Source organism: Streptomyces coryli, assembly GCF_011044975.1.
Lineage (GTDB): Bacteria > Actinomycetota > Actinomycetes > Streptomycetales > Streptomycetaceae > Streptomyces > Streptomyces coryli.
The window spans coordinates 1-20017 of sequence record NZ_JAAKZV010000147.1; the positions used below are offsets into that span (position 1 = coordinate 1).

At 72.4% G+C, this 20017-nt stretch carries 18 protein-coding genes; 10 read left to right on the forward strand and 8 right to left on the reverse strand.

Annotation, left to right across the window (positions count from 1 at the left end):
- Positions 1-390: 390 nt before the first annotated feature.
- Together G5C51_RS26885 and G5C51_RS26890 are read right to left on the reverse strand one after the other, a co-directional pair.
- On the reverse strand, positions 391-1683 hold the full coding sequence (locus tag G5C51_RS26885) for an SWIM zinc finger family protein (RefSeq protein WP_165240811.1): 1293 nt from the start codon (positions 1681-1683) through the stop codon (positions 391-393).
- A complete protein-coding gene (locus G5C51_RS26890; RefSeq protein WP_165240812.1) occupies positions 1683-4133 on the reverse strand; it encodes an SNF2-related protein in 2451 nt (816 codons plus the stop codon). Before G5C51_RS26890 ends, G5C51_RS26885 begins: the two co-directional genes overlap by 1 nt.
- Before the next feature lie 234 nt (positions 4134-4367).
- On the opposite strand from G5C51_RS26890, the gene G5C51_RS26895 reads away from it, so the two are divergent.
- Both G5C51_RS26895 and G5C51_RS26900 read left to right on the forward strand, forming a co-directional pair.
- Positions 4368-5399 (forward strand): fatty acid desaturase family protein, encoded by a 1032-nt coding sequence (locus G5C51_RS26895; RefSeq protein ID WP_165240813.1) that lies wholly within the window; start codon positions 4368-4370, stop codon positions 5397-5399.
- Between the two features lie 72 nt (positions 5400-5471).
- A complete protein-coding gene (locus G5C51_RS26900) occupies positions 5472-5654 on the forward strand; it encodes a hypothetical protein (RefSeq protein WP_165240814.1) in 183 nt (60 codons plus the stop codon).
- A gap of 4 nt (positions 5655-5658) precedes the next feature.
- Here G5C51_RS26900 and G5C51_RS26905 read toward each other — a convergent pair whose 3' ends face one another.
- Entirely contained in the window at positions 5659-5964 is a 306-nt protein-coding gene (locus tag G5C51_RS26905) for a hypothetical protein (protein ID WP_165240815.1), read from the reverse strand.
- Between the two features lie 225 nt (positions 5965-6189).
- On the opposite strand from G5C51_RS26905, the gene G5C51_RS26910 reads away from it, so the two are divergent.
- From G5C51_RS26910 to G5C51_RS26930, 5 genes are all read left to right on the forward strand, one after another.
- Complete coding sequence (locus G5C51_RS26910; RefSeq protein WP_165240816.1) at positions 6190-6963, forward strand: MHYT domain-containing protein; 774 nt, start codon at positions 6190-6192, stop codon at positions 6961-6963.
- 104 nt (positions 6964-7067) lie between these two features.
- Positions 7068-9845, forward strand: a complete 2778-nt coding sequence (locus G5C51_RS26915) for a sensor histidine kinase (RefSeq protein ID WP_165240817.1) — start codon at positions 7068-7070, stop codon at positions 9843-9845.
- Positions 9842-10291: a roadblock/LC7 domain-containing protein gene (locus G5C51_RS26920; RefSeq protein ID WP_165240818.1), complete on the forward strand. Its 450-nt coding sequence runs from the start codon at positions 9842-9844 to the stop codon at positions 10289-10291. Before G5C51_RS26915 ends, G5C51_RS26920 begins: the two co-directional genes overlap by 4 nt.
- 16 nt (positions 10292-10307) lie before the next feature.
- The gene (locus G5C51_RS26925; protein WP_165240819.1) at positions 10308-10718 is read left to right on the forward strand and encodes a DUF742 domain-containing protein; all 411 of its coding nucleotides are present in this window, start codon (positions 10308-10310) and stop codon (positions 10716-10718) included.
- Positions 10699-11328, forward strand: a complete 630-nt coding sequence (locus G5C51_RS26930) for a GTP-binding protein (protein ID WP_165240820.1) — start codon at positions 10699-10701, stop codon at positions 11326-11328. Before G5C51_RS26925 ends, G5C51_RS26930 begins: the two co-directional genes overlap by 20 nt.
- A 13-nt stretch (positions 11329-11341) precedes the next feature.
- Here the strand turns inward: G5C51_RS26930 and G5C51_RS26935 are convergent, their stop codons facing one another.
- Entirely contained in the window at positions 11342-12247 is a 906-nt protein-coding gene (locus G5C51_RS26935) for a DUF6397 family protein (protein WP_165240821.1), read from the reverse strand.
- Positions 12248-12354: 107 nt separating this feature from the next.
- Between G5C51_RS26935 and G5C51_RS26940 the strand changes: the two genes are divergently transcribed.
- A complete protein-coding gene (locus tag G5C51_RS26940; RefSeq protein WP_165240822.1) occupies positions 12355-12783 on the forward strand; it encodes a PPOX class F420-dependent oxidoreductase in 429 nt (142 codons plus the stop codon).
- On the opposite strand, the gene G5C51_RS26945 is transcribed toward G5C51_RS26940, so the two are convergent.
- Entirely contained in the window at positions 12780-13958 is a 1179-nt protein-coding gene (locus tag G5C51_RS26945; RefSeq protein WP_165240823.1) for a GDSL-type esterase/lipase family protein, read from the reverse strand. The genes G5C51_RS26940 and G5C51_RS26945 overlap by 4 nt on opposite strands.
- 60 nt (positions 13959-14018) lie before the next feature.
- On the reverse strand, positions 14019-14588 hold the full coding sequence (locus G5C51_RS26950) for a TetR/AcrR family transcriptional regulator (RefSeq protein ID WP_165240824.1): 570 nt from the start codon (positions 14586-14588) through the stop codon (positions 14019-14021).
- Positions 14589-14627: 39 nt separating this feature from the next.
- Here G5C51_RS26950 and G5C51_RS26955 point away from each other — a divergent pair, with 39 nt between their 5' ends.
- Complete coding sequence (locus tag G5C51_RS26955; RefSeq protein ID WP_165240825.1) at positions 14628-15500, forward strand: acyl-CoA thioesterase; 873 nt, start codon at positions 14628-14630, stop codon at positions 15498-15500.
- A gap of 3 nt (positions 15501-15503) precedes the next feature.
- Here G5C51_RS26955 and G5C51_RS26960 read toward each other — a convergent pair whose 3' ends face one another.
- A complete protein-coding gene (locus G5C51_RS26960) occupies positions 15504-18023 on the reverse strand; it encodes a DUF3516 domain-containing protein (RefSeq protein ID WP_165240826.1) in 2520 nt (839 codons plus the stop codon).
- Between the two features lie 118 nt (positions 18024-18141).
- On the opposite strand from G5C51_RS26960, the gene G5C51_RS26965 reads away from it, so the two are divergent.
- Positions 18142-18936, forward strand: coding sequence for a metal-dependent hydrolase (locus G5C51_RS26965; protein ID WP_165240827.1), 795 nt, complete (start codon positions 18142-18144; stop codon positions 18934-18936).
- Here the strand turns inward: G5C51_RS26965 and G5C51_RS26970 are convergent.
- Positions 18926-19975 carry a hypothetical protein gene (locus G5C51_RS26970; protein ID WP_165240828.1) on the reverse strand — a complete coding sequence of 350 codons (1050 nt, stop codon included), beginning with the start codon at positions 19973-19975 and terminating at the stop codon, positions 18926-18928. The two genes, G5C51_RS26965 and G5C51_RS26970, sit on opposite strands and share 11 nt — an antisense overlap.
- Positions 19976-20017 lie beyond the last annotated feature (42 nt).

The following is a 20017-nucleotide window of genomic DNA, read 5'->3' on the forward strand; positions in this document are numbered from 1 at the left end:
GACCGGGACTGCCTGGGGCCGGGACTGACCAGGCCTGACCGCCGGTAGGCCGGACTGCCTCAGCTTCGACCGCTCCCGGCCCGGACTGCCGCCCCCGGCTCGGACTGGCCAAACCTGCCCGGACCGCCCCAGCCCGACTGCCGCCAGGGCGGGCCCGCCTCCAGGCCCGGACTGCTCCGGACCCAACGGCCCCAGGCCCAACGGCCCCAGGGCCAACGGCCCCAGGGCCTCGGACTGCCCCAGGTCTAACCGCCCCTGGGCCACGCCATGCCCCCGGCCCAACCGCCGGTCGGCAGCGCTGCCGAGCCCCGGCCCCCTCCCTTCCCGTAGCCAGCCCTTCTTTGCGGCGGAGCCGCGAAGCGTGGCGGGCGCCCGGCAGGCTGACCGTCACTACTGGTCGGCCGGGTCCGCCCCCGTCGTCCCGAGCTCGTCGCGCAACGCCCCCAACGCCCCCAGCGCCCCCGCCGGATCCCGATCCGCCGGTCCCGCGGGCCACCACGCTCCCCGCTCCTTCCGGTACGGCCACCAGCGGCCATCCCGCCCGTACCGGAGCTGCATGTTCGTGCCGGTCAGGGTCCACCGGTTGCGCGTGGCGCGCGCAGGCGGAGCTGTCTCGTCCGGCCACGCCGTCGCCAGTTGGTCCCGGGCCCGCGCCAGCGATGCCGCGTCCGGGGTCCACTCCGACTCCAGCACGTCCAACGCCGCCGCGCCCCCGTAACCCCACGCCCGTACCGCCCGGTCCATCGCGCCCCGGTCGCGGGTCGAGCCTTTCGCCAGCCGCGCGGTGATACGGATATCCGCCCCGCCCGCCGCCAGGCGCACCGCATCCTCACCCTCCGTGAGCTCGACCGGCACCGCCGACTCCGCATGCCCCGGTGACAGCGCCGCCGCCAGCCACCGTTGCGCCCGCCCCGCCGTGTCCGCCACCAGGAATTCCAGCGCGGCCACCTCCACCCCAGGCGCCGGATCCGTATCAGCGGACAGCACCGGCATCGCCCCCGGCTCCCTCACCACCGGCGGCGGAGCCGGAAGTTCCGGCACCGGAGCAGCAAAAGCCTCCGCCACCCGCACACCCGCCGATTCCTCCTCCACCGCCGACCCCGCCGGCGCCGACGCCCGCATCGCGCTCCGCGACTGCAGCTCCGCCAGCAGGTCCCGCTCCCCCCGGCCGCGCATCAGCAGCAGGATGAACGGGTCCCGGTCCAGCAGTCGCGCCACTTGGTACGACAGCGCCGCCGTGTGCTCGCAGTCCTCCCACTCGTCGCAGCCGCACTCCGGCTGCAGGTCGCCGATGCCCGGGAGCAGGTCGACGCCGGCCGCTGCCGCGTCCTCGACCAGTTGCGGGGGCATGTCGCGGTCCAGGAGCGCCGCGATGTGGCCGGCGCGGTCGGCGATCACGTCCAGCAGCCGGTCCCAGTCCGCGTCCGTCAGCCGCTGCACCAGCACATCCGCGCGGTGCTCGGTGCGGTCCCGGGTCTGGACCACGGAGGTGAGCCGTCCAGGGCGCACCGACACCGCGCCCACCGCCCCCGCCCGCGCCAGCTTGCGGCCCTTGAGCAGCAGCCTGCTGTCCAGCACCGAGGCCTCCAGCGCCTTCAGCCACGCCTGGCCCCACCAGGTCTGTGCGAAGCCGCGGCCGCTCGCCGGCGGCAGGGCCTCGAAGACGATCTCGTCGGCAGTCATCAGGCGTTGCCCCCTCGCAGCTCGACCAGTTCCGCCAGGTCGGCGTCGGACAGTTCGGTGAACGCGGCCTCGCCGGCGCCCAGGACGGCGTCCGCGAGCCCCTGCTTGCGGGTCAGCATCTCGGCGATGCGGTCCTCGATCGTGCCCTCGGCGATGAGGCGGTGGACCTGGACCGGCTGCGTCTGGCCGATGCGGTACGCGCGGTCCGTCGCCTGCGCCTCGACCGCCGGGTTCCACCAGCGGTCGTAGTGCACGACATGCTCCGCCCGGGTCAGGTTCAGGCCCGTGCCCGCCGCCTTCAACGACAGCAGGAAGACCGGCACTTCGCCCGCCTGGAAGCGCTCCACCATCGCCTCCCGCTCCGGCACCGGCGTGCCGCCGTGCAGCAGCTGCGCCGGTACGCCGCGCGCCGCCAGGTGCCGCTCGAGCAGCCGGGCCATCTGCACGTACTGCGTGAAGACCAGCACGCTCGCGTCCTCGGCGAGGACCACGTCCAGCAGTTCGTCGAGCAGCTCCAGCTTCCCCGAGCGGCCGGGGATGCGCGGGCGGTCCTCCTTGAGGTACTGCGCCGGGTGGTTGCAGATCTGCTTGAGCGCCGTCATCAGCTTCATGATCAGTCCGCGGCGCGCCATGTCGTCGGCCGCGGAGATCTTCGCGAGCGTCTCGCGCACCATCGCCTCGTACAGGCCCACTTGCTCGGGCGTGAGCGCGACGGCCCGGTCCGTCTCGGTCTTCGGCGGCAGCTCCGGCGCGATGCCGGGGTCGGACTTGCGGCGGCGGAGGAGGAAGGGGCGTACGAGCTTGCCGAGCCGCTCAGCGGCGGCCGGGTCCACGCCGCCCTCCGCGGCCTCGGCGTAGCGGGCGCGGAACGACGCCAGCGAGCCGAGCAGGCCCGGCGTGGTCCAGTCGAGGATGGCCCAGAGCTCGGAGAGGTTGTTCTCCACCGGTGTGCCGGTCAGCGCCACGCGCGCCTTCGCGCCGATGGTGCGCAGCTCCTTCGCGGTCGCCGAGAACGGGTTCTTGACGTGCTGCGCCTCGTCCGCCACCACCATGCCCCAGTCGGCGGCCGCCAGCCGCCGCGCATCCAGGCGCATCGTCCCGTACGTCGTGAGCACGAAGCCCGCCGTCAGGTCGTCGAGGCTGCGCGCCGGGCCGTGGAAGCGGCGCACCGGGGTGCCGGGGGCGAACTTCTCGATCTCCCGCTGCCAGTTGCCCATCAGCGAGGCCGGGCACACGACCAGGGTCGGGCCCGAGGTCTCCGGCTGCTCCTGGCGCAGCAGGTGCAGCGAGATGAGGGTGATGGTCTTGCCGAGGCCCATGTCGTCGGCGAGGCAGCCGCCGAGGCCGAGCGAGGTCATGCGGTGCAGCCAGTCGAGGCCGCGGAGCTGGTAGTCGCGGAGGGTGGCGTCCAGGGCGGCGGGGGCGGCGACCGGCGTGCGGTCGGCGGCCTCGGGGTCGGCGAGGCGTTCGCGAAGCGCGTCCAGCCAGCCGCTCGCCGCCACGTCGACGCGTTCGCCGGCGTCCTCGACCGAGCCGGTGAGGGCGGCGCCGAGCGCGTCCACGGGGCTGAGCTGGGTGTCCTTGCGCTCCAGCGCGCGGCGTACGGACTCGGGGTCGATGAGCACCCACTCGTCCCGCAGCCGCACCACCGGGCGGCTCTCCTCCGCGAGCCGCTCCAACTCCTCCTTGGAGAGCTCCTGGTCGCCGACCGCGAAGCGCCAGCTGAAGGCGACCAGCGCCTCGGCGGAGAGGAACGACGGCAGCCCGGAGCCGCGTTCGTCGTCCTGCGGGCCCACCACGGCGCGCGTGGTGAGATGCCGGGTGAGATCCCTCGGCCAGTGCACCTGGACGCCCGCCGCAGCAAGATCGCGGGCGGCCGGGCCGAGCAGCTCGGCGAGCTCGTCGTCGGCGAGTTCGATCGCGTCCGGGACAGCGGCGGACAGCAGCGGGGTGAGCGCGTCCCAGGCGCGCGCGGCGCGCCGCAGGGTGAGCAGCGCGTCCATACGGGCGCGCGGGCCGAACGCCGCGCCGTCCGCCCATACGTCGGCCGCGTCGGCGACCCGGGTGGGGTCGGCGGCGCTGTGCAGCTGCACGACGGCGGTGAACTCGGGCCCCTGCGCCGCGCCTTCGGCCATCTCGACGCGCAGCGAGACCCGTACCCCCGCGTCATGCCCAGCGGCGCCCCAGAAGGCGGCGGCCGGGTGGGCGCCGGGCGTCGCGCGGGCGCGGGTGAGCACGGGCAGCGCGTCGGCGACGGGCAGCAGCACCGCGGCGACCTCGCGGGTGCCGCCCTCGGGGACGGCGACGGCCAGAGTGGCCGCCTCGCCGGCGTCGTACGCGGGAGACGTGTCCGGGACGTCGGGGTGCCAGAAGGCGAGGCGGCCGGTGCGAGCGGGGTCGCCCGGCAGGAAGACGGCGGCGCAGCGGGCGAGCTCGGCGGTGCCCTTCACGTACGGAACCACTCCTCAAGTTTGAATAGCGGGTTGCCGAGGGTAAACCAAGCCACCGGCCCCGCCAAATGGCGGTCCGGTGATCCATGCCACACTGGCCCGCAGGTGTATCTGGCACCACCCGGGAAGACGGGGGAAAACCCCCGACACATTCGGGTGGTGACGCCAGCGCCAAAGGCCCGTCGCGCTCCGTAGCGTTCCTGGTCATACGCCCTACGAGAGCGGAGACACTCCATGCCTGCTGCCACCCTGCCCGCGCCTGCCCGGACCCAGGGCAGTGATTTCGCGCCGCTGCTGCGGCAGGTGAAGGAGCACGGGCTGCTCCGCCGCCGCAGAGGCTGGTACGCGCGAAGCATCGCGTTCAATCTGCTCGCGCTCGCCGCCGTGATCACCGGTGTCGCGCTGCTCGGGCACTCCTGGTGGGTGCTGCTGCTGGCTGCCCCGCTGGCTGTGTTCACGTCCCGTACCGCCTTCGTCGGGCACGACTCGGGGCATGCCCAGATCGCCGAGTCCCGCCGCTCCAACAAGCTGCTCGGCCTCTTCCACGGGAACCTGCTCATCGGCATGAGCTACGCCTGGTGGAACGACAAGCACAACCGCCACCACGCCAACCCCAACCACATCGAGAAGGACCCCGACGTCGGCGTCGGCGCGCTGGTGTGGACGCAGGAGCAGGCGGCCGAGCGGTCCGGCTTCGCCCGCTGGCTGACCCGCAACCAGGCCTGGCTGTTCTTCCCGATGCTGCTCCTGGAGGGCTTCGCGCTCAAGGTGTCGGGCTGGCAGGACCTGCGCCGGCAGTCCGGGCGCGAGCGGCTGGTCGAGGCGACGCTGCTCGCCGCGCACGTCGCCCTCTACGTGACGCTGCTGCTGCTCACCATGTCGCCCGGCAAGGCGATCGTCTTCGCGCTCGTCCACCACGCGCTCTTCGGGCTGCACCTGGGCATGGCCTTCGCGCCGAACCACAAGGGCATGGAGATGCCCGACGGCACCGGCGAGCGCTGGGGCCACCTGCAGCGCCAGGTGCTCACCTCGCGCAACGTCCGCGGCGGCCTGGTCACCGACTGGTTCCTCGGCGGCCTGAACTACCAGATCGAGCACCACCTCTTCCCGAACATGCCGCGCCCGCACCTGCGCCGCGCCCAGCCGCTGGTGCGCGACTACTGCGAGTCCGTCGGCCTGCCGTACACCGAGGCGGGGCTCGTCGACTCGTACAAGCAGGGTCTCCTCCACATGCATGACGTCGGAGAGCCGCTCCGCGTGGGATAAAGGAACCGGGGGGACGCGACGTCCGTTCTCATTCCGAGAGAGCGGCGGTCGGCCGCGGAGGAGGCGGAAGAGATGACCAATCGGGGCAAGGTCGCCGTCGGAGGAGTGGCCGTAGGGCTGCTGCTGTGGTGGATGACCTCCTTCTGGATCGCGCTGCTGGTGATCGTCGGGGTGCCGACGGCCGCGTACCTGATGCTGGACTCGAATCAGCGCAAGCGGCTGAAGAGGATCTCCCGCAAGGAGCTGGAGCGCTAAAGCCTCACGCAGCCGGCAGGTCGAGCAGCGAGCGTGCCACCGTCTGCGGCGACTCATCGCGTTCGCGTGCGAGCGCGATGAGGGCGCGGCAGGCGAGTTCGTTCACCCCGAAGGCCATGGCCTCCGGGGTGACCCAGCGCGCCGCCTCGGCGCTGCGGTCCTCGTCGTTGTCCGCGCAGGCGGCCACGTAAGTCGCCGCCGCCTCGAAGAGGTTGGGCCGGCGCCGTGCGGGCACGGCGTCCGCCGGGGTCGCCGGCCGATCGGATGCGATCGTTCTCCGTCGTGCGATCTCGCGCCATTTGTCGAACATCTGCACCACCCCCTGGTCCTGCCAGTGTGCCCCCGGAGTGCACCGGTGGAACGCTTCCGGCGCAGAGCACTTCACAGTCGCCGGGCATATGCCATCGGTAAATTGACAACCGTGCACGTGTTCGTTGCGGAATCGATCGTTCGAGACAAGGAAGTTGTCAAATTCGGTCAGGTTCTCTACTGCGCCCCCGGCGTACGCCCTAACCAGGACTAGCGTCCTGTGGTCATGGGACACCTGGACCACGCCACCTTCGGGTGGTTGACACCCCTCCTGTCGTACGTCATGGCCTGCATCGGCTCCGCCCTCGGGCTGCGCTGCACGGTGCGCGCCCTGGCGGCGACCGGTCGGGCCCGGCGCAACTGGCTGATCACGGCCGCTTCCGCCCTCGGCACCGGCATCTGGACGATGCACTTCGTGGCCATGCTCGGCTTCAGCGTCAGCGGCACCGAAATGCGCTACAACGTCCCGCTCACCGTGCTCAGCCTCGTCGTCGCCATGGCAGTGGTCGGGGTCGGGGTGTTCGCCGTCGGCTACGGCAAGTCGCGCGGGCGCTCGCTCACCATCGGCGGGCTCACCACCGGTCTCGGCGTCGCCAGCATGCACTACATCGGCATGGCCGCCGTCCAGCTGCACGGCGACATCTCGTACGACCCGGTCATGGTCGCGCTGTCCGTCGTGATCGCCGTCGTGGCCGCCACCGCCGCGCTCTGGGCGGCGCTCAACATCCACTCCCCGGTGGCGGTCGGCCTGGCCTCGCTCGTCATGGGCGCCGCCGTCAGCAGCATGCACTACACCGGCATGGCCTCGGTGAGCGTCGTGGTGAAGCCGTCCGCGGAGGTGCTGGCCGGGGCCACGGCCATGCAGTTCATCTTCCCCCTCGCCGTCGGCCTCGGCTCCTACCTCTTCCTCACCTCCGCCTTCGTCGCGCTCTCCCCGAGCGCCCAGGAGCGCGCCGCGTCCGTGAACGCGCAGCGGCTGCCGGAGGGGGCCGCCCCTTGACGTATCCCCTGACCATGGCCCTGATGCCACCGGCACCGCCCAGCACCACCAGCCCGGCCGCACCCGGTCCGGGCGCCGCAACTCAACCGTAAAAAGGGGTGGCAATGCGAACGCCGCGCAGCAAGCCGGACAACGGCGCGTCCGGCCCCGGGCCCTCGGCCCCGGGCGCGCAGCAGGCCGGGCCGAACGGGCCCACCCCGCCGCCGGTACGCGGCCGCCGGGCGCATGCCGGGCCGCCGGCGCACGAGCCGCCGGACCCCACCCCCTGGGACCGCACCCATCTGCCGCCGGCCGGGGAGGAGCAGCCGCCCGCCGGGCCGTCCGGGCCCTCCGGTCCGCCGCCGCGGATGCCGCGGCAGCTGCAGCTGCGCCCCAAGTCCGTGCGGGCGAAGGTCATCTGCGTGCTCATGGTGCCGGTCGTCTCCCTCATCGGGCTGTGGGGTTACGCCACCGTCACCACCGCTCAGGACATATCCCGGCTGCGCCAGCTGCAGCGCGTCGACGAGCAGCTGCGGGCACCGCTCGGCGCCACCGTCGCCGCCCTGCAGGACGAGCGCCGGGCCGCCGCCCGCTATCTCGCCGCCCCGACCGACAGCCGCGCCGACGACCTCGACCGCGAGTCCGGCGACACCGACCGTGCCGTGCGCCGGCTGCGGCTCGACAAGGACCACACCGTCGCCGAGGGCGAGGACCTGCCGCGCGACGTGACGCTGCGGATGACCGCGTTCGTCAAGGGCGTCGGCGAGCTGCGCGGTCTGCGCGAGCGGATACGCGACGGCGGCGTGCCGTGGCGGGAGGCGTACGACTCGTACACCGGCGCCGTCGAGCGGGCCTTCGGCGTCAGCGGCGCGCTCTCCGGCATCCAGGACCCCGAACTCGCCTCCGACGCGCGGGTGCTGGTCGAGTTCGCCCGAGCCGGGGAGATGCTCGCGCGCGAGGACGCGCTGCTCATCGCCGGGCAGCTGGACAAGTCGCTCGGGGCGAAGGAGCACCGGCAGTTCATCGGCGCCATGGAGACGCGGCGGGAGCTGGAGGCCTCCGCCGTACCGGATCTGCGGAGTGATGAGCGCGGTCAGTGGCAGGAGTTCGCCGACAGCGGCGCGTATCGCGAGGTGCGCGAGCTGGAGGACAAGGTTGCCGCCTCGCCGCCGGGCCGGGGCGCGGGGACCGCCGTGTCCGCCGCCGACTGGGACACCGTCTTCGGTGACGTGCTCAGCTCGTACCGCGATGTGCAGACCGATGCCGCGACCGCCGCGGCCGCTCGCAACGACCCGTTCACCCGCGGGGTGCTCACCGGGGCCGGCGCGGCCGTGGTGCTCGGCCTGATCGCCGTCGCCGCGGCTCTGATCATCTCCGTCCGGATCGGCCGCGGCCTGGTCGTCGAGCTGGTCAGCCTGCGCAATACGGCGCTGGAACTCGCCCGCCGCAAGCTGCCGGACGCGATGCGCAGGCTGCGCGCCGGGCAGGAGATCGACGTCGATGCCGAGGCGCCGGTGGAGGTGCACGGCGACGATGAGATCGCGCAGGTCAGCGAGGCGCTCAGCACCGTGCACCGGGCGGCGCTGACGGCCGCGGTCGAGCGTGCCGAGCTGGCCAGCGGCATCTCCGGGGTGTTCGTCAACCTCGCCCGCCGCAGCCAGGTGCTGGTGCACCGGCAGCTGGCGCTGCTGGACTCGATGGAGCGGCGCGCCGACGACCCGAACGAGCTCGAGGACCTCTTCCGCCTCGACCACCTGACCACGCGCATGCGGCGGCACGCGGAGAGCCTCATCATCCTCTCCGGCTCCGCGCCTGGCCGCGCCTGGCGGATGCCCGTACCGCTGCAGAACGTCGTGCGCGCCGCGGTCAGCGAGGTCGAGGACTACGCGCGGATCGAGGTGCGGTCGCTGCCCGACGCCTCGGTCGTCGGCGCGGCCGTCGCCGACCTCACCCACCTGCTCGCCGAACTCGTCGAGAACGCCACCCAGTTCTCGCCGCCGCACACCAAGGTGCGCATCTACGGCGAGCAGGTCGGCAACGGCTATGTCCTGGAGATCGAGGACCGCGGGCTCGGCATGGGCAAGGAGACCCTGGACGCCGCCAACGAGCGGATCCGGCAGTCCGAGGCGCTCGACCTCTTCGACAGCGACCGGCTCGGCCTCTTCGTGGTCAGCCGGCTCGCCGCCCGGCACGGCATCAAGGTGTCGCTGCGCGCCTCGCCGTACGGCGGCACCACCGTGGTCGTGCTGCTGCCCACGCCGCTGCTGCAGGCGGGCGCGCCCGAGGCCGGCAAGGGCGCCTCGGGGCCCGCCGAGGAGCCGCACGGCCTGACCGCCCGCGCCGAGCGGATGCCGGAAAGCGTCATGGCGGGCGGGACGTTGACGGGCGGCGGGCCGGAACTCCCCGCCCTGGGCGGCCGCGACGACGTCGTGCAGCTGCGCGTCGGCCGCAACGGCAACGGCAACGGCGACGGTCCACCGGGCCCGCCGCGCACCCCCCGTCCACCGGCGGCACCGCCGGACCGCAGCGACACCCGCACCCACCACCCGCAGCCCTTCCAGCCGCCCCCGCAGGGCGGTGGGCCGGACCCGGCACAGGCCGATGGCGCCGGAACCGACGGCCCGCCGCCCGGCGCGGACGAGGCGCTGCCCAAGCGGGTGCGCCAGGCCAGCCTCGCCCCGCAGCTGCGGGAGACGCCCGAGAAGACCGAGAAGAGGTCAGAGACCGCCGCCCGCCGGCCCCGGCCGGACTCCGGACCCGCGCCAAGGGACCGCTCTCCGGAGCAGGCGCGGGCCCGGATGGCGGCGTACCGCAGCGGCTGGGTACGCGGCGGCGGCCTCACTGCCGGCAAGTCCGGCGAGTCCAGAGCAGGCAGCACGTCGAGCGAAGGAGACGAAGGATGATCGACCCGGGCACGGTCAGCCCCGCGCACCGCTCCGGTGAGCTCGACTGGCTGCTGGACGACATGGTGGCGCGCGTCTCCGAGGCGCAGCACGCCGTCGTGCTGTCCAACGACGGCCTGGCGGTCGGCGCTTCGGCCACCCTCTCGCGGGAGGACGCCGAGCACCTGGCGGCCGTCGCGTCCGGGTTCCACAGCCTCGCCAAGGGCGCCGGGCGGCACTTCAACGCCGGCAGCGTGCGCCAGACCATGGTCGAGATGGACGACGGCTTCCTCTTCGTGGCCGCGGCCGGGGCGGGATCCTGCCTCGCCGTGCTCGCCACCGCGGAGGCCGACATGGGCCTGATCGCCTACGAGATGGCGCGGCTGGTCAAACGGGTCGGCGAGCATCTGCAGACCCCGCCCAGGGCAGCGGCGGCGCACCAGCCACCGCCGAACGGCCAGGCCTGACAGGGGTGATGCCGACATGACCTCGCAGCCACCCAACACGCCACCGCAGGGCAGCCACTGGTACGACGCCGAGGCCGGCCCGCTGGTCCGCCCGTACGCGATGACGGGCGGCCGCACCCGGCCGGGACCGACGAGCGTACGCTTCGACTTCATCGCCCTGATCGACGTGGACGAGGGCGCCTTGCGGCATGGCGAGGAGACGGCGCTCGGCCCCGAGCACCGGTCGTTGATCAAGCTCTGCCGGATCGAGACGCAGTCGGTCGCCGAGCTGGCGGCCGAGACCGACCTGCCCGTCGGCGTCATCCGGGTGCTCCTCGGCGACCTGCTCGAACTCGGCTACATCACCGTGCGCAGGCCGGTCCCGCCGGCTCAGCTGCCCGACGAGAAGATCCTGAGAGAAGTGATCGATGGACTCCGCGCGCTCTGACCGAGCGGCCCGCCCGACGGAAGACGCCCTGGCGCTGAAGATTCTGGTCGCCGGGGGCTTCGGGGTGGGCAAGACCACGCTGGTCGGCTCCGTGAGCGAGATCCGGCCGCTGCGCACCGAGGAGCAGCTCAGCGAGGCCGGGCAGACGGTGGACGACCTCGGCGGGGTCGACCAGAAGACCACCACGACCGTCGCCATGGACTTCGGGCGGATCACCATCAGGAGCGGGCTCGCGGTCTATCTCTTCGGCACGCCGGGCCAGGACCGCTTCTGGTTCCTGTGGGACGAGCTGGCCACCGGCGCCCTCGGGGCGGTGGTGCTCGCCGACACCCGCAGGCTCCAGGACTGCTTCCCGGCGGTGGACTATTTCGAGCATCGCAGCATCCCCTTCCTGGTCGCGGTGAACTGCTTCCCCGGCTCCCGCAGTTACGGCGCCCACGAGGTCTCCCGCGCCCTCGACCTGGACAAGGGCACGCCGGTGGTGCTGTGCGACGCCCGGGACAAGGACTCCGGCAAGGAGGTGCTCATCCGGCTCGTCGAGTACGCCGGGCGGATGTACACCCAGCGGATGCTCGACGGGGCGGAGGAGGAGTCGGAGGTGGTGGGGTGACGGCGGTCCGCCGTCACGCCTCGGTACGGCTGCGCCACCGGAACCACCCCCAGCCGCTGCGCACGGCAGGCTCGTCCGCGCCGTCGCCCGCCGCTGCCGGCACCGACGCGGGCCGCGGCGCGGCCCGCTCCTCGCGGGCCTCGTCCAGCGCCATCGCCAGCGTCAGCCGATACCAGAGCACCTCGTCCTCCGTATCCGCCCGGCACAGCTCGAGCGCCAGCTCATGCGCGGCCGCGCTGCCGCCCGGCGCCGGCTCGATCACGTCCGGGCGCAGGCTGAGCACATACGCCCGCTCGTACGGGTCCGTCACCACCTCGGCCACGTCGTCCGGATCCAGCAGCGCCGCCGCGGCGCCCGCCCGCTCCCACGGGTCGACGGCGTCGGCCAGCCGCGAGAAGCGGCGCGCCCGCCAGCTCCGCGGCCGCCAGTCGGGATGCGCGGCTAGCAGCGCGCGGATCCCGGGTGGCAGCGCCCCCTTGAGCAGCCCCGGCTCCCGGTCGGTGAACCGCTCCAACTCGGCCGCCGGATACAGCCACACCACCGCCCGATAGCGGTTCACATAGAACCGCGCGGGCTCGAAGCAACCCGCCCGGGCCAGCCGCAGGAAACGCGTCTGCGGCACGCCCAGCACCTCCGCACCCTCCCGCGTCCCCACCAGCCGCAGCCGCGCGCGCAGCGCCTCGGGGAAGCCCTCGCCGGCCTGCAGCCGGCCGATCTCCGCCCGCGGCACCCGCCGCACCCCTGGCTCCTTCGTCACCACCCGCAGCTGCCCCAGCTCCACCGCCAGCGCCAGCTCCCGTGGCTTCAGCTCCAGCTCGCCCGCGGCCTGCCGCAGCGGCACCAGCTCGCCGGCCGCCGCACTCTCCGGCGCCCCGCTGCCCGGCACCGCCGGCTTCGGGTCCATCGCGGTCGTATCCATCGCCGTCGTATCCATCGCCATCCCCCGCCTCCGGTCCGGTTACTTTCCGTAGCGACGCTACGCACCCACCGCAGGCGCTCACGACCCTCTGTGGATAACGTGAGGGCATGGCACATCAGATGACCAAGGACGAGTGGCACGCCTTCGTCTCCGAAGGCACCCGCACCGCCAAGCTCGCGACCGTACGCGCCGACGGCAGCCCGCACGTCGCGCCGGTGTGGTTCGTACTGGACGGCGACGACGTCGTGTTCAACACGGGCGTCGAGACCGTCAAGGGCCGGAACCTGGCCCGGGACGGCCGCGTCGCGCTGTGCGTGGACGACGACACGCCGCCCTTCGCCTTCGTCACCCTCTTCGGACGGGCCACGCTCTCCGAGGACCTCGACGACATGGTGCGGTGGGCGACCCGTATCGGCGCCCGCTACATGGGTGAGGATCGCGGCGAGGAATTCGGCAAGCGCAACGGCGTCCCCGGGGAGCTGCTCGTCCGCGTCACCGTCGACAAGGCCATCGCCCAGGGCGACCTCGCAGGCTAGACCGGTTCCGCCTCGAAAGCGCCACCCTCGGCGAACACGAGCTTGGCGAAGCGTTCGCCGATGCGCCGGTGGGTCGCCGCGTCCGGGTGCAGCTCGTCGGGCAGCGGGAGTTCGGCGGCGTCGGCGTCGCCGTACAGCTCGCGGCCGTCGAGGTAGTGCAGGTGGGGATCGTCCACGGCGCGCTGCCGGGCGATACGGGACAGCTCCTCGCGGATGACCGTCAGCGTCAGCTTGCCCGCCGCCACTTCCTCGGGGTCACCGGCCGCACGGAAGGCGACCCGGCCGGTGCTCATCGCCTCCATGTCAGGGGCGGCCGGGCCCGGTGTGCGCTCGTGGATGGGGCACAGGATGGCGGAGACCAGCAGCAGCGGTGTGGTCGGGTGCCCCTCGCGGATGGTGTCGAGGAAGCCGTGCACGGCCGGGCCGAAGGCGCGCAGCCGCATCAGGTCGGCGTTGACGATGTTGATGCCGAGCTTGACGCTGATCAGGTCGGCCGGGGTGTCGCGCATCGCCCGCGCGGTGAACGGGTCGAGCAGCGCGCTGCCGCCGAGGCCGAGGTTGACCAGGTCCACGCCGCCGCTCGCCGCGGCCAGCGCGGGCCAGGTGCCGGTCGGGTGCGCCGCGTCGGTGCCGTGGCTGATCGAACTGCCGTGGTGCAGCCAGACCTTGCGGCCCGATTCGGGGGCGGGCGAGACGGGCGCGTCGGTACGCAGCGCGACGAGCTCGGTGGTCTCGTTGTGCGGCAGCCAGATCTCGATGTCCTTGTCGCCGTCGGGGAGCCCGGTGAAGCGGGCGGTGCCGAGGGGGCCCGACTCCTGCGTGGTCGTGCCCGCAGCCATGTCGATGGTCAGGACGTTGCCGCCGGTCACGCTCGCCTGTCCGGTCAGGCGGCCGTCGACGACGAGGTCGTAGACACCGTCCGGGCGCGGCGGGGCGCCCACGTACACGCGCTTGGTGGGGACCGTGTCCAGCTCGATCGCCGTGGCGCGGGTGCGGAAGACGAGTCGTACGCCCGAGGGCTGCGACTCCACCATGGCGAGCTGCGGGTCCGCGTACTGCGCGCGGGCGCGAGCGGGCAGGCGGTGCGGCAGCAGGCCGAGTTCGGTGGACTCGACGTCGATGGCGCCGCGGATGAGGTCCGGGGTGAGGGGGGTGGTGATCAAGGATCTTTCCATTCCGACGTTCAGGCGATCAGGCGATCAGGCGTTGCGACGTTCAGGCGTTGAGGAGCGAGTTCAGGCAGCCGGCCAGTTACGCAGCAGCGCGTCCAGGGCATCCATGATCCGCGCCCACGTCTCGTCCGTATCCGGTGCGCTGTGATCGAAGCCGCCCCCCAGCTCCAGCCCCACGTACCCGCTGAAGACGCTGCCCAGCAGCCGCACCGCATGCGTCTGATCCGGCTCCTCGATGGCGTACCCGCGCAGCAGCGCCCGCGTCATCCGCGCGTGCCGCACGCCCGCGCTCGCCGCCGCCGTCTCGGAGTCGAGGCGCTGCTGGGCCGCCGCCCAGCGGCCCGGGTGCTGGCGGGCGTAGTCGCGGTAGACCCCGCCCAGGGCGGCCAGCGCGGCCTTGCCCGCGCGGCCGGCGAGCGCGTCCTCGGCCCGGTCGGCGAGCTCCTCCAGGGCGAGGAGGGTGATCCGGGTGCGCAGGTCCTGGGAGTTCTTCACGTGCGCGTACAGGCTCGCTACCTTGACGTCGAAATGCCTGGCCAGCGCCGTGAGCGTGACCTGGTCGAAGCCCGCCTCGTCGGCCAGCTCCGCCCCGGCCAGGACCAGGCGGTCGGCGGACAGTCCTGCTCGTGCCATCAGTTCTCCTCCTGACCGGAAAGCGTAAGGTGAGCAGCCATGACGACCCCCACCAACCCGGCCGACCGCCTCGTCGATCTGCTCGACCTGGAGCAGATCGAGCTGAACATCTTCCGCGGCCGCAGCCCCCAGGAGTCGCTGCAGCGCGTCTTCGGCGGTCAGGTCGCCGGGCAGGCGCTCGTCGCGGCAGGGCGCACCACCGAAGGCGACCGGCCGGTGCACTCGCTGCACGCCTACTTCCTGCGCCCCGGCATCCCGGGCGTGCCGATCGTCTACCAGGTCGAGCGGGTCCGCGACGGCCGCTCCTTCACCACCCGCCGCGTGGTCGCCGTCCAGCAGGGCAAGACCATCTTCAACCTCACCGCCTCCTTCCACCTCCCGGAGCCGGGCTTCGAGCACCAGGCCCCGATGCCCGACGTCCCCGAGCCGGAGTCGCTGCCCCGCCTCGCCGACGAGATGCGCGACCACCTCGGCGAACTCCCGCAGGCCATGCAGCGGATGGAGCGCCGCCAGTCCTTCGACATCCGGTACGTCGACCGGCTGCGCTGGACCCGCGAGGAGCTGGAGGGCGTCGAGCCGCGCAGCGCCGTATGGATGCGGGCACTCGGCCACCTCGGCGACGACCCGCTCGTGCACACCTGCGCGGTCACGTACGCGTCCGACATGACGCTGCTCGACGCGGTACGGCTGCCCGTCGAGCCGCTGTGGGGGCCGCGTGGCTTCGACATGGCGTCGCTGGACCACGCGATGTGGTTCCACCGGCCGTTCCGGGCGGACGAGTGGTTCCTCTACCAGCAGGAGTCGCCGATCGCGACCGGCGGACGCGGGCTGGCCCGCGGCCAGATCTTCGACCGCGGCGGGAATCTGCTCGTATCCGTAATGCAGGAAGGGCTGTTCAGGAAGGTGCGCTGAGGGTCAGGCGGTCAGCCGGCCCACATCCGTCACCCGCACCACTGCCCGGCCCTCCGCGTCCGACGCCGCCAGGTCGACCTCGCCGCTGATGCCCCAGTCGTGGTCGTCGTTCGGGTCGTCGAAGGTCTGCCGGACCCGCCAGAGGTTGTGCTCCGGCTCCTCGGTGATCTGCAGCAGCTTCGGGCCGCGGGCGTCCGGGCCGGTGCCCAGGTCCTCGTACTCGTCCCAGTACGCGTCCAGCGCCTCGCCCCAGCGCTCGGCGTCCCAGCCCGACTCCTCGTCCATCGCACCGAGTTCGTCGGCGTTGTCGAGCGCGGCCAGCTCCACCCGGCGGAAGAGCGCGTTGCGGACCAGGACGCGGAAGGCGCGGTGGTTGGCGGTGACCGGCTTGACCTCGTCCGCGTGCTCCATCGCCTCCTCCGCGGACTCCTCCTCCGGGTTGGCCAGCTGCTCCCACTCGTCCAGCAGCGAGGAGTCCACCTGGCGCACCATCTCGCCGAGCCAGGCGATGATGTCCTGGAACTCCTCGGACTTCTTCTCGTCCGGGACGGTGTGCTCGAGGGCCTTGTACGCGGAGGCCAGGTAGCGCAGCACGATGCCCTCGGTGCGGGCCAGCTCGTAGAAGGAGACGAACTCGCTGAAGGTCATGGCCCGCTCGTACATGTCGCGGATGACGGACTTCGGCGACAGCGGGTGGTCGCCGACCCACGGGTGGTCCTTGCGGTAGAGCCCGTACGCGTGGAAGAGCAGCTCTTCGAGGGGCTTCGGATACGTGATATCCATCAGCCGCTCCATCCGGTCCTCGTATTCGACGCCGTCCGCCTTCATCTGCGCGACGGCCTCGCCCTTCGCCTTGTTCTGCTGGGCGTGCAGGATCTGCCGCGGGTCGTCCAGCGTGGACTCGACGACCGAGACCATGTCCAGGGCGTACGACGGGGATTCCGGGTCGAGAACGTCGAAGGTGGCGAGGGCGAAGGTGGACAGCGGCTGGTTGAGCGCGAAGTTCTCCTGCAGGTCGACCGTCAGGCGGACGATGCGGCCCTCGGCGTCCGGCTTGTCGAGCTGTTCCACCACGCCGCCGTCGAGCAGCGAGCGGTAGATGGCGATGGCGCGGCGGATGTGGCGGAGCTGCTGCTTGCGCGGCTCGTGGTTGTCCTCGAGGAGGTGGCGCATCGCCTCGAAGGCGTTGCCCGGGCGGGCGATGACGCTCAGCAGCATCGCGTGGGTGACGCGGAAGCGGGAGGTCAGCGGCTCCGGCTCGGATTCGATGAGCTTGGTGAAGGTGTCCTCGCTCCAGTTGACGAAGCCCTCCGGCGCCTTCTTCCTGACCACCTTGCGGCGCTTCTTCGGGTCGTCACCCGCCTTGGCGAGGGCCTTGTCGTTCTCGATGACGTGCTCGGGCGCCTGGGCGACGACGAGGCCGGCGGTGTCGAAGCCGGCGCGGCCCGCGCGGCCCGCGATCTGGTGGAACTCGCGGGCGCGCAGCGTGCGCACCCGGTTGCCGTCGTACTTCGTCAGGGCGGTGAAGAGGACCGTGCGGATGGGCACGTTGACGCCGACGCCGAGGGTGTCCGTGCCGCAGATGACCTTCAGCAGCCCGGCCTGTGCCAGCTTCTCCACCAGGCGGCGGTACTTGGGCAGCATGCCGGCGTGGTGCACGCCGATGCCGTGGCGGACGTAGCGGGAGAGGTTCTTGCCAAAGCGGGTGGTGAAGCGGAAGTTGCCGATCAGGTCGGCGATCTGCTGCTTCTCCTCCTTGGTGCACATGTTGATGCTCATCAGCGCCTGCGCGCGCTCGACCGCCTGCGCCTGGGTGAAGTGCACGATGTAGACGGGGGCTTGCTGGGAGGACAGCAGCTCGGTGATGGTCTCCGTCATCGGGGTGCGCTGGTATTCGTACGACAGCGGCACCGGGCGGGTGGCGGAGCGTACGACCGCCGTGGGGCGGCCGGTGCGGCGGGTGAGGTCCTCCTCGAAGCGCGATACGTCGCCGAGCGTGGCCGACATGAGGATGAACTGCGCCTGCGGCAGCTCCAGCAGCGGGATCTGCCAGGCCCAGCCGCGGTCGCCCTCCGCGTAGAAGTGGAACTCGTCCATCACCACCTGGCCGATGTCCGCGTGCTTGCCGTCGCGCAGTGCGATGGAGGCGAGGACTTCGGCGGTGCAGCAGATGACGGGGGCGTCGGCGTTGACGGAGGCGTCGCCGGTGAGCATGCCGACGTTCTCGGTGCCGAACATCTTGCACAGCTCGAAGAACTTCTCGCTGACCAGGGCCTTGATCGGGGCGGTGTAGAAGGTGACCTTGTCGGCGGCGAGGGCGGTGAAATGCGCGCCGGCGGCGACGAGCGACTTACCGGACCCGGTGGGAGTGGACAGGATGACGTTCGCACCCGAGACCACCTCGATCAGCGCCTCCTCCTGTGCCGGGTACAGGGTGATACCACGCTCCTCCGCCCAGCCCGAGAAGGCTTCGAAGAGGGCGTCGGGGTCGGGGGTCGGCGGCAGCTGATCGATAAGGGTCACGCACCCCATCTTGCCTTCTTCGACCCCGATCCGGGGAACCGCCCTCCGCGGCGAAGATCATCCGCGCTAGGGTGTGCGCCCAGCGGTACGGGACAGCTGCAAAGGGGTGGGGAATCGCATGATGGGGCCGGCGCATTCACTTTCGGGGGCGGCCGCATGGCTGGGGGTGGGTGCGGCGGCGACGGCGGCCGGGCACGGGATGCCGTGGCCGGTGCTGGTGGTCGGGGCGCTGATCTGTTCCGGCGCGGCGCTGGCGCCGGATCTGGACCACAAGTCGGCGACGATATCGCGGGCCTTCGGGCCGCTGTCCCGGGTCCTCTGCGGGATCATCGACAAGCTTTCGTACGCCACCTATAAGGCGACCAGGAAGCCGGGGGACCCGCGCCGGTCGGGCGGTCACCGCACGCTGACGCACACCTGGCTGTGGGCCGCGCTGATGGGGGCGGGCTTCTCGGCGCTGGCCGTGCTCGGGGGCCGGTGGGCGGTGCTCTTCATCCTCTTCGTGCACATGGTGCTGGCCATCGAGGGGCTGCTGTGGAAGGCCGCCCGGATGTCGAGCGACATCCTGGTCTGGCTGCTCGGCGCGGCCGCGGCGTGGATCATCACCGGGGTGCTCGACAAGCCGGGCAACGGCTCGGACTGGCTGTTCACCGAGCCCGGTCAGGAGTACCTGTGGCTCGGCCTGCCGATCGTCCTCGGCTCCCTGGTGCACTGCGTCGGCGACGCGCTGACCGTGTCCGGCTGCCCGATCCTCTGGCCGATCCCGCTCGGGCGGAAGCGGTGGTATCCGCTGGGGCCGCCGGAGTTCATGCGCTTCCGGGCGGGGAGCTGGGTGGAGCTGAAGGTGCTCAGCCCGGCCTTCATGGTGCTCGGCGCCGCGGGGGGTCTGACGGCGATGGGCGTCATAGGCTGAGGCACCGGCAGGGCGCCCCCTGATCCGGATCGGCCCGGAACGCGTCCAGGGCCGCTGCCCGCTCGTGGTACGGCAGCCGCGACATCTTTGTCACCAGCGACCACATCTCCCGTTCGCGCTCCACATCCCGCGGCAGTACGAGCCCCAGCGACTCGGCCAGCGGCTTGCGCCCGGTGTTCACCAGCGCCCGGACGGCCGCGGCCCACTCGTCGGTGGCGGCGACGGCCGAGCGGTACCAGAGCGGTGTGAGGCAGCCGAGCACGGCGGCCGTGATCAGCAGCACGGAAGGGTCGGCCTCCGCCGAGCCGAGGGTGAGCAGCGCGGTGCCGGCGACGGCGGCATGACCGTAGATCAGCGCGATGAAGAAGTCGACGTTGGCGCGGGCGAGCTCGGTCTTCCGACGAGCCTGTTCGGGGGCGGTGGCGGTGAGCTCGTGCCACATGGTCTGGGTGTCCAGGCGGTACCGGTCGTAGCCGTACTCCTCGAACCTGCGGATGGCGTTGGCCAGCCGGGTGGGGCCGATCTGCCCGTCGGCCACGGGATAGCGGGCCAGCCGCTCGCGCAGCAGCGATCGTCTGATGGCCGAGGCCCGGTGGTCCCTGCTCGCGGCGCGGCGGATGCGCGGGTCCGCGCGCAGGGCGGCCAGCTGCGCGGTCTCGCCCTCGGCCAGCTGTCCTTCGTCCTCCCGCCGCTGCAGGCGCAGCAGGGTGAGGCGGTCGCGCAGCGTGTGCTTGGCCCGGGTCCGCCTGCGGCAGGCGCGGGCGTAGAGGAGGTCGGGCCAGAGCAGGTAGCCCTCCAGCAGCCGGTAGAGCCAGGTCTGCAGCGCACTCAGGACGAGGCCGAGCAGGAGGGACGCGGCGAGCAGCAGCAGGCCGGTGCCGCTCTGCGTGGACGGCCACAGCTGCCGGACCGGAGGCACCGTCCGCAGGCTGGGGGCGACGGCGAAGACGAACACGGCGACGTTGAGCGCCGAGGGCAGAATCCAGCCGACCAGCAGGGTCCACGCCCCACCGAGCACGCCTTTGGCGATGTCACCCACGGGTCACCATTCGTCGTCCTCGTCGACGGGTGGGCCGGGTGG